Raw genomic sequence first — 8,929 nt, forward strand, 5'->3', positions numbered from 1 at the left:
CGCGATCGAGCACGCGCGCGACACACTTGCCGGCGCGTACCGTGCGCCCGACCGGGTCGGGCGGCCCCGCGCGCTGCCCGCGCGACTGCGCGCCGCGTCGCGCGATCTGTTGGTGTCGGCCGAGTCCTGGCGCTACGGGCTGCGGCTGGCGCTGTGCATCGGGCTCGCGCAGGTGCTGGTGTCCGCGATCGACGTACCGCGGTCGTACTGGGTGCCGCTGACCGTCACGTTCGTGCTCAAGCCCGACTTCGGTTCGGTCTTCTCCCGGGCCGTCCTGCGTGCGCTCGGCACCGCCGCGGGCCTGGTCGTCGCGGGCGCGGTTCTGGAGTTCGTACCGCGCGGCGGGTGGGAGGTGCCGATCGTGGTAGTCCTCGCGGCCGGCCTGCCGACCGTGTCGCGGCGCGGCTACGGCTACCAGACCGCCGTCATCACGCCGTTGATCCTGATCCTGTCCGACATGCTCAGCCACCAGGGCGTGCACCTGCTCGCGCCGCGGCTGCTCGACAGCCTGATCGGCTGCGGGATCGTGCTGGTGGCCGGATACGCGCTGTGGCCGGAGAGTTGGCACACCCGCGTCGGCGCCCGGTTGGCCGCGGCCGTCGACGACACGGCGCGCTACATCGAGTGCGCTTTCGACGAGCACACCGACCAGGCCGCGCGGGCGCGCACCCGACGCCGGATCTATCGCGACCTGTCCGCCGTGCGGACCGAGTTCCAACGTGCTTTGGGCGAGCCCCCGCCCGCCGGCGCTCGGGCCGCCGCGTGGTGGCCGCTGCTCGTCGCGGTGGAACGCGTCATCGACACCGGAACGGCCGCGGCGGTACATACCGCGCACGGCGCGCCCCCGCCGTCCCCCGAGGCCGCCGCGCACATCGCGACCGAACTCCGCGCGCTGGCCACGTCGATGCGCACGGGCAAGCCGGTGGTCCCCGCCGACCCGGACGCCGCCGAGCACACCCCCGACGCGCTGACCGACGTGCGCCGCGAGGTCCGCTCGACCCGCTCACTCATGGACGGACCGGGCCCGAACGACCCCTCCCCGCCACGCTGATCCGGCCGGTTTTTTTGCCCCTATCGGGGTTCCTGTCGGTCGCTCCTACCGGTGGTTCCTATCGGTCGTTGTCACCAATCGCTCCTATCGGCCGGCCGGCCACGCGTCGCCCCGGATCCTGGCGTGCAGGTGTTCGTCGTGCCACCCGTCGGCGTGCAACAGCGCGCCGCGCATGGTGCCTTCGAGCGGGAAGCCCGCCTTGCCCGCGACCCGACACGACGCCGGATTCGCCACCGAGTGGGTGATCCGCAGCCGGTACAGGCCGAGGTCCTCCAAGGCCCAGCGGCCGATTCGGACGGTGGCGTCGACCATGACGCCGCGCCCGCGACCGGCGGGCAGGAGCCAATACAGGAACTCGGCGCCGCCGCCGCGCAGATCCAGGTCGCCCAGGCCGATCAGGCCCACCGGCCGACCTCCGCCCGGCTCGGCGATCGCCCAGACCGCGCCCTCCTCGCGCCGCCAACGGTGCCCCCAGCGGGAAATCCTGGCCCGCGCGTCGGCCGGCGACAACAGCCCCGGCCGGTTCCACTGCCTGATTCGCGGATCTAGACACGAGTCGGCGAGGACCTGGGCGTCCCCTTCGTGCCAGGGACGCAGTTCCACGCCGCTCGCGAGCGCGAAGACCGGTTGCGCGGTCCGCGACATGCGTCCGGCCGGGACCACGGGAGGTATGTCGTCGATCATCGACACATCATGGGGTGCGGGGCGGCTCGGCGAACACCGTCCCCGTTCCCCGCCTTGGCCGTCTGGCACCTGCTCGGCCGGCTTCCCGACCCGGACAACGGGCACTCCGCGGCGAAACACGACTCACCCCGGCCGCCACGCAAAACGCTCGGCTGGGGTTTCCCAGCCGAGCGTTTTGCGTGGCCGGTGGTCGAGTTCGGCGGCCACGGTGTCGAGCTCTGCGCGGCTGTAGCGGGCGAGATCGGTGCCCTCGGGGGAAGTGCTGACGCGGCAGGCCGTCGGTGTTCTCTTTGGAGTCGCGCTCCGGAGGCGGTCGAGAACGCGTTCGGGGCCGGCCGCGAGCCGTCCGCCCGACCCAGGCCGGCGCACCGTGCTTCGGTGCGCTCAGTAGCAGGTGCCGTTGCAGTCCTCGTTCCAAAGGGTTCCGCAGTCGTTCGGGACGCGTGTGCAGCGGATGCGAGTGCCGCAGTCGAACAGCCACGAGCAGTACGGGTCGACGGTGGAGCAGGTACACGCGGCCGCCGTCGACGCCTGGGCGGGGACGGGGCCGAGAGTGGACAGCAGCGCGGCCGCCTCGTCCGGGCCGAATGCCTCCCTGGCCGAGCGTCCCAGGGCGTGCAGTTCCTCCCGAGGAGCTGTGCCCGAGGCCAGACCCGTGGTCACCACCGCGAAGGCATCGTCCACGATCCGGTTCTGGGCGGGCGTGAGGTCCGGATGGCCGGCGCGGTACCACCGAAGGTGGTCGGCCCACACCCGGCTTCGCTCCCGTGGGGTCAGGACCCGGTGAATGGCCTTGCGGTAGGGGAGCGGGTGTCGGGCGATCTCGGCGTAATCACGCGGCAGGTCGGCCATGTTGGCCTCGACCCAGGCACTGGCCCGGACGTGTGCCGATTGCGCGAGAGCCGGTGTCTGGGCCGTTGCGATCAGGCCGATCGCGGTGGCCGTACCGCCGAGCAGCCGCAGGAAATGCTTGCGGCCCAGGCCCGCGTCGCTCTCCGGCGTCGACTCGCCTGCGGCGTCCTGTTCGAGCCGGCCGAGGGCGCGCAGTACGCGGGTGGTCGTGCGCGGCCCGAGGTGCCTTGCCAGGGCCAACGCCATGGTCGGGCCGGTCCAGGCGCGCACGGCGTCCCGGCGCACGCGCAGCAGCGTGGGAACCCACTTGGGTGCCGGTCCAAGACTTCGCCGACGCCACGCCTGCACGTCGGGATCGGTCAGCGGCAGTACCTCGAGTTTGCCGTTGCCGGCCTCGGCGACGGCCGCCGAGACGGCCCTGCATTTGCCACACGCCACGTCGAACGTCAGGATCCATCGCTCCTGGGTGTCGCGGGAGTTCATTCCTGTACCCTCCAGTCGATCTCGGACCGTGCTCGACCCGTGCGCCCCGGACGCCCGCGCCACCCCCCCCGGGGCCCCGGGGGATCGAACCACTGCCCCGGGGCCTGTTCGACGCCGTACTCACCACCCGCTGTTCATCGGGTAGGGCACATCCCAACCACCGCACTCGGTTTCCCAGCCGTTGTCCACGAGGCATTCCTTGATCTCGAACGGCTGATACGAATCCAGCTCTATCCGGGGGTTCCGGTAGGTGGCGGACTTGGTGCTGCCGTTTCCGCCGGACACGGTGAGAACCGCCGAGCCGCTGAAACCGCCCGTGGCGTAGCGCCACCGGATGTACGCGCGGGCGCTGGCACCGTCGGCCTTGGTGTCCTTGATGGTCATGTCCACGCTGAGGGTCTCGTTGCCTTCGACATCCAGGCTGCCGTGCGCCCAGGCGCCGACGACGTCGGCCTGGGTGTCGGTGGCGTTCCAGGTCGTCGTGGCGTGGGCGCTCGTGGCGGTCCCCACCACTCCGGCCAGGGCCAACGCACCTGTGGCGAGGGCGAGGGAGACGGTGCGCAGTGTGCCGGTTGTCATCTGTGCCTCCGAAATGATCGAACGACGTTCCGTCACGGCCGAACGTGGCACAGCCCGACGGTGACGCGACAGGGCGGTTCGCTGTCCCGTACAGGCCGATCGCCGTGACCTGGGTGTTCGTGCGCTGTCCCGGACAGGCACAGGTCGACCGGGACGGCACGGGCTGCGCCCTGGGATTCCGGGAGCCGAAAAGCGGGGCGCGCTCGCAACCGACTCGTCTCCCGCCGAGACGCGAAACGTCGTTCTCGCGACTTCTTCTCGGGCCCTTCGAGGCGCCATGGCAACCGGCGAAGTCGATCACGGTCACCGACAACGTCACCCAGCCCAGGGCCGTGGCCGCCCGGGCACGCACACGTGCCAACTCTCGCGGTGGCCGGGCCCGTCCTCCTCGTCTACCGTCCCCTCTCGGACGTTCGACCAGGCGTCCCCCGTCGGACACCACCACTGCTCGCCGGCGGTCTCCGACACGGCCGGCCGCCTCGACGTCGCTGCGGCAACGGTGCCCGCCTCGCGCGCTGCGAGCGATGGCGAACCGGCGGCGGAGTCGCGTAAGTGAACCGCCGGTCCCCTCCTTCCTGTGAACACCGGTGCCGCCAGGAACCATCGCGGGTCGGCGTCGCGACGATCGGAAAGAGGACGGCGGCCACGGACACACTCCTCCTACGGGTGTCGAGACCCCGGCAAGGGCCGCCTGCGGCCCGGCTGTCGCCGTCACGCGTGACATGATCGGCCCCATGACCGAATTCTTCGTTTGGAAGGGCGACCGCCGCCCCGTTTGTTGAACTGGCTCGACGAGGCCGTGGCCTCCGGCACCGCCACGACGCCTGCCCATCCCTCACGTAGCGCGATCTTCGCTGCGATACGTTGCGCCCGTGCCGGCCCCGTCGCGGTTCGTCTGCTTCAACTCACCCGGGCCGAAGACCCGTTCGTACGCCGTGTGGTCATGGACCTTCTCCAGAGCTTCGCCTGGGACGGAATCCTCTGGCCCGCGGCCGCCGAAGCGGCAGTGGCCCAGCTCACCGACCCCGACGAGGGGGTGCGGCGCCGAGCCGCACGGCTCGTCGTGTGGGCTGGAGGGCGGGATCCGGCGTTCACCGCCATCCGTGAACTCACCGACCCGCTGGTGCGTACCGTCTTGGCCGTCGCGCTCGGCGCCTCCGTCGCCCACCTGCGGGCCGATTCCCTGGCGTCCGTACGCTTTCTCGCCCACCTGGAGACCCTGCGGGCCGCCCCTCCAAAGCGATGGGCCGCCTTGGACGCGGCGCTGCTCGCCGACGCCCGGGAGGCCGCGCTCCACCTGGACGACGTCGGGCCAAGGTGGGAGTGGGTGCTTCAGCACCTGGGACGCGAGCACCACACGTACAGCCTCGCGGCCCGCCTCCTGGCCGACCCCGGCACTCGGGACATCGGCGCCGGCCTCGCCCGCAGCGCTTGTCACCACTGGCGGGCGGCCCCGATCGAACTCCTGCCTCCACTGGCCCGGCACAGTGGACGCGAGGTCGGCCCGGCCCTGGCGAAGGCTCTCACCACGGCCTCGATCTCGGAGGCCGCCATGCGCGTACACGGCGCCTTGGCGGCCACCGTCCCACTCACCCCGTACCCCGAGGCCCGCCGTCGGTCCCGCGGCGGCCCGCGCCCGTCGTACGACAGCGCTTCCGCCGCGTCGCTCCTCGCGGCCGAGCCCGTGAGCATCGGCCGTCTCCGAGAGGCCCCCGAGATCTTCGGCGCCCTGCTGGACGCGGGCCCGTTGACGTTCCGACAGGCCGTCCAGTTGTACAACCTCACCTTCCGCCGGCCGGGCCGAATGCAGGCCGTGTGCGCCCCACTGTGGCTGCGGCACGCGGGACCCACCGCGGTGCCCCGCGTGCTTGCCCGCATGACGCCACACCTGGGTGAGTACGTGTTCGGCGAGTACTACCTGGAAGGTCTCGCACGGATGGGCCGCCAGGCATTGCCGGCGCTGCCGGCCTTGACTGCGCTGATAAAGCGGCGTACCCGTATCCCTGTCAACGACTCCACGCCGGACGCCGAGATGATGCTCGACGAGCGCCTGTTGGCCGCCGCCCTCGATGCCCGCCGGGCGATCCTCTCGGAGGCCGCTCCGTGACCACCAATCCCCCGGTAGCCGACCAGCACCTGGTTGTGGACCAGCGGCGACAGCTCCGTCGAGGGGACGAGGTCGACCGTCGTGTAGATCGCGCGAGCGGTGAGCGCCCACGCGTCGCGGTCCGGCCGTCCGGCGGCGGATCACTGTCGGTGGTGCGAGCCGCGCTCGCTTTTGCTGCGCCATCCGACGGCTGACCCGCACCGGGCACTTCCGAACCTTGGCCGGGGCTTCGGGTCGGTGACCAGGAAGGTCGTTTCCTGGCGTCCGATCATGCTGAAATGTGCACCGAACCCCATCGTGTGTCGGTTGCTTCGCCGTGACGGAGGTGACCGGTCGATCCGGGACGATCCCGGGTCGACCGGTCGGCATGTGGTGTGACAACTGGTGCATCCGGGTTAAATCCCCGGGATTCCCGTTCCGGAGCGGGCGGCTACTGCTCGACTGGAGTCGTTTTTCCCGCCGCCCCCGGGTCGGCCCGTGGTCGTGTCCCGGTACGTGGACGTCGGCGAATCGCGGATCAGGGCAGGGGGCGTGATGTGTCATCTTCCCGGCGAGGGCGGGTTCTCGGCGCTCGCGGAGGCGGTGCTGACCCCTCGTGAACTACAGGTGCTGTGGCATGTCGCGCAGGGGAGTACGTACGCGCGCACAGCCCGATGCATGGGCATCTCCGTGCACACCGTGGACGCGTATCTGCGCCGCATCCGCAGCAAACTCGGCGTCGCCACCCGGGCCGAGATGATCCGGCTGGCCGTCGCCCCCGGCGAGTCCGCCGTCGGGGGCGGTGTCGGGGGCGGCGATGGAGCCCCGGATGGAACCTCTGGCGGAATCACCGACGGGGAGGTCGAGGGAGCTGCCGGGGGAATTGCCGATGGGGCCGGCGCATGACGCGTGGAGCGCGGCGACGGGGATTCGGCAACCCGGTCGGCGGGTGTTGCCGGGGGCGAGGTGCAGGACCCCCGGTTCGGCCGCGACGGGCCGGATGGGAGGCCGCCGGGTGCAGTGGCTAGCACGTCGAAGGGCGTACGGCCAGTCCCGAATTGTCGTGACAATACGCATGGTTGCGTGTCGGGCACGCTGGGTGTCGAGACCGTTGCGGGCGACGCCCGCGGTCGCGGGACGAAGAGCGCCGGAGGAGGTGTGAGATGGCCGAATTGCGGATGCGCGCGGATACGACGCTGCACGTGGACTACGCCGATGGCACCGCGTTCGGCAGCCCCGTCGGCAGTCGGCCGGAGGCCACGGCGCGCGAGATGTTCGCGCCGGTGCTGTGGCATGTGCGCAGTCGCGGTTACGGCGGGCTGGTGTCGGCCTCGCCCGAGTTGTTGCGCCGGGCCGTCGCCGGTGCGGCCTTTCGGCGGACGGCGCGGCCCGGCCGATCGGTGGACTCCCCCTGGGAGTTGCCTGCCGAGTTGCTTTTTCCGGCGGTGAACCGGGCCTACCCGCGCGGCCTCACCGTGAGTGGCCCGGAGGGTACCCACTCGCGTCGCTTCGAGTTCGCCGCCGACGACTGGTCCTGGGTGCATCGAGTGATCGCCGAGCTGTGTGGGCCGAACGGAACGGCGCGCGGCGACCTCGTCGATCCCCGAGCCCGAGCACTCGTGGACGAGCTGCGCGGCGCGGGCATCCTGTGTCCCGTCGAAGCGGAACCGGTGTCCGAAGCCGCCGACGGCGAACTGGAGTTCGTCGGTCACAACACGGTCGTGGTGCGCTCGCGTCGGGCGACCCTCGTGGTCGACCCGCTGTTCTTCGCGCACGACCCCGGCCACCCCGACGGCTATCAACCCCTGCGGCCGGCCGACCTCGGGCCGCTCGACGCCGTGCTGATCACCCATTCGCACCCGGACCACTTCGCCCCCGCGTCGCTGTTGCGGCTGCCGCCCACGACGCGCGTGGTGGTACCGCGCGTCGAACGCGAGACGGTGCTGACCGTCGACATGGCGCGCCGGCTGCGCGAACTGGGCTTCGACAACGTCACCGAACTCGACTGGTGGCAAAGCACTCTCGTCGACGACATCGAGGTGCACGCGCTGCCCTTCCATGGCGAACAGCCGACGGACGGACCGGTGTTGCACCCGGACATCCGCAACCACGGCAATACCTACCTCGTTCGCACGCCCACGCTGTCCGCAGCGTTCCTGGCCGACTCCGGGCGCGACGGGCAGGGAGAGGTACGCGAGGTCGCCGCGCAAGCGCGGGCCAGGCTCGGCCCGGTGGACGTGCTGTTCTGCGGATATCGCGGCTGGCTGATCTATCCCGTGCAGCTGCTCTTCACGTCCGTCGCCCGCTATCTCGCGTTCGTGCCCCCGGAGCAGTGGAACTGTCGGCAGCGGCTGATGACCACCGCCGACGAGGCCGTGGACATCGCCGAACGGTGGGGCGCACGGCGACTCGTGCCGTACGCCGACGGCGGCGCGCCCTGGCACTGGCGGGTCGGACTGGGCCCGTGCCTGGACGAATCGGGCGGCGAGCTGCACGGGTTCGACCCGTTTCCCGAGCGCGTCTCGGCAGCGGCGCGGGCCCGGACCGAGATGCCCGACGGGTTGCTCGGCTCGGCCGTCGAGGTGCTGTTGCTCCGCCCCGGCGACGCGCTCGGTCATGTGTCCGGTCACGCGTTCGATGACCTACCCGGTGCCAGGTCCGTTGATCCATCCGGTGAACCATCCGGTGACGCGTCCGGTCAGGTGCGCGACCACGTGCTCGGCGGCGCGTTCCGTGGCCTGGCCGGGGCGACGTCGGTTCGGCGCAGAGCGGGCCATGCGTGGCCCTACGACGCTCGGGGCCCGTTGGTCGCGGTCGCACCGCTGTCCCGCGACTGACGACGCGGCCCGACCACACCGATCCCGACGACGGGGCCCGACCACACCGATCCCGACGACCTCAGCCCCGATCCCGACCGGTCCGACCCCAACCACTGCGGTCCCGACGATCCCGATCCCGACGACCCGACCCGACCCGACCCCCGGATGGAGGAGACATGTCCGCCCCCGTATCGGTTCCGAGGCTCGACGACCGGCCCGCGACGCTCACCGGTGTGTTCGTCGAGCAGCCCTACCACCGGCACGTACGACACCGCGAGGTGCTGCTCAACGGACCTCGCTGGCTGCCGGAGCCGGCCGGCCTGCCGCGGCTGCGGGTGCTCGCCGACGACGTGCCGGCCGCGATCCCCGCGGTGC

At 71.6% G+C, this 8,929-nt stretch carries 8 protein-coding genes and 1 pseudogene; 5 read left to right on the top strand and 4 right to left on the bottom strand.

Features of this window, described 5'->3' with window-relative positions:
- On the top strand, positions 1 to 1,051 hold a 1,051-nt coding region (locus GT354_RS17680; protein ID WP_161357269.1), incomplete at its 5' end, for an FUSC family protein.
- Positions 1,052 to 1,135: 84 nt separating this feature from the next.
- Here GT354_RS17680 and GT354_RS17685 read toward each other — a convergent pair.
- The 4 genes and pseudogenes from GT354_RS17685 to GT354_RS17695 all read right to left on the bottom strand — a co-directional run bounded on the left by GT354_RS17685 (position 1,136) and on the right by GT354_RS17695 (position 3,649).
- Positions 1,136 to 1,735, bottom strand: coding sequence for a GNAT family N-acetyltransferase (locus GT354_RS17685; protein ID WP_161357270.1), 600 nt, complete (start codon positions 1,733 to 1,735; stop codon positions 1,136 to 1,138).
- A gap of 123 nt (positions 1,736 to 1,858) precedes the next feature.
- Positions 1,859 to 2,045: pseudogene (locus tag GT354_RS54090) on the bottom strand (IS30 family transposase); the annotation flags it as partial.
- A 74-nt stretch (positions 2,046 to 2,119) separates the two neighbouring features.
- Positions 2,120 to 3,070 (bottom strand): bacteriocin fulvocin C-related protein, encoded by a 951-nt coding sequence (locus tag GT354_RS17690; protein WP_161357271.1) that lies wholly within the window; start codon positions 3,068 to 3,070, stop codon positions 2,120 to 2,122.
- A 120-nt stretch (positions 3,071 to 3,190) separates the two neighbouring features.
- Entirely contained in the window at positions 3,191 to 3,649 is a 459-nt protein-coding gene (locus GT354_RS17695) for a hypothetical protein (protein ID WP_161357272.1), read from the bottom strand.
- A gap of 943 nt (positions 3,650 to 4,592) precedes the next feature.
- On the opposite strand from GT354_RS17695, the gene GT354_RS17700 reads away from it, so the two are divergent.
- The 4 genes from GT354_RS17700 to GT354_RS17715 all read left to right on the top strand — a co-directional run.
- Positions 4,593 to 5,756: a hypothetical protein gene (locus GT354_RS17700; protein ID WP_161357273.1), complete on the top strand. Its 1,164-nt coding sequence runs from the start codon at positions 4,593 to 4,595 to the stop codon at positions 5,754 to 5,756.
- A 534-nt stretch (positions 5,757 to 6,290) separates the two neighbouring features.
- Positions 6,291 to 6,641 (top strand): helix-turn-helix transcriptional regulator, encoded by a 351-nt coding sequence (locus GT354_RS17705; RefSeq protein WP_161357274.1) that lies wholly within the window; start codon positions 6,291 to 6,293, stop codon positions 6,639 to 6,641.
- 257 nt (positions 6,642 to 6,898) lie between these two features.
- Positions 6,899 to 8,572, top strand: coding sequence for an MBL fold metallo-hydrolase (locus GT354_RS17710; RefSeq protein ID WP_161357275.1), 1,674 nt, complete (start codon positions 6,899 to 6,901; stop codon positions 8,570 to 8,572).
- Positions 8,573 to 8,730: 158 nt separating this feature from the next.
- Positions 8,731 to 8,929, top strand: a 199-nt coding sequence (locus GT354_RS17715; protein WP_161357276.1) for a hypothetical protein, incomplete at its 3' end; no start/stop codon positions are given.

The sequence above is a fragment of the Streptomyces sp. SID3343 genome (genome assembly GCF_009865215.1).
GTDB lineage: Bacteria > Actinomycetota > Actinomycetes > Streptomycetales > Streptomycetaceae > Embleya.

What these genes read in the sequence shown, in the direction of transcription:
- GT354_RS17685 (WP_161357270.1), bottom strand. Translation starts at nt 1,735, where the DNA reads ATGATCGACGACATACCTCCCGTGGTCCCGGCCGGACGCATGTCGCGG.
- GT354_RS17690 (WP_161357271.1), bottom strand. Translation starts at nt 3,070, where the DNA reads ATGAACTCCCGCGACACCCAGGAGCGATGGATCCTGACGTTCGACGTG.
- GT354_RS17705 (WP_161357274.1), top strand. Translation starts at nt 6,291, where the DNA reads ATGTGTCATCTTCCCGGCGAGGGCGGGTTCTCGGCGCTCGCGGAGGCG.
- GT354_RS17695 (WP_161357272.1), bottom strand. Translation starts at nt 3,649, where the DNA reads ATGACAACCGGCACACTGCGCACCGTCTCCCTCGCCCTCGCCACAGGT.
- GT354_RS17710 (WP_161357275.1), top strand. Translation starts at nt 6,899, where the DNA reads ATGGCCGAATTGCGGATGCGCGCGGATACGACGCTGCACGTGGACTAC.
- GT354_RS17700 (WP_161357273.1), top strand. Translation starts at nt 4,593, where the DNA reads ATGGACCTTCTCCAGAGCTTCGCCTGGGACGGAATCCTCTGGCCCGCG.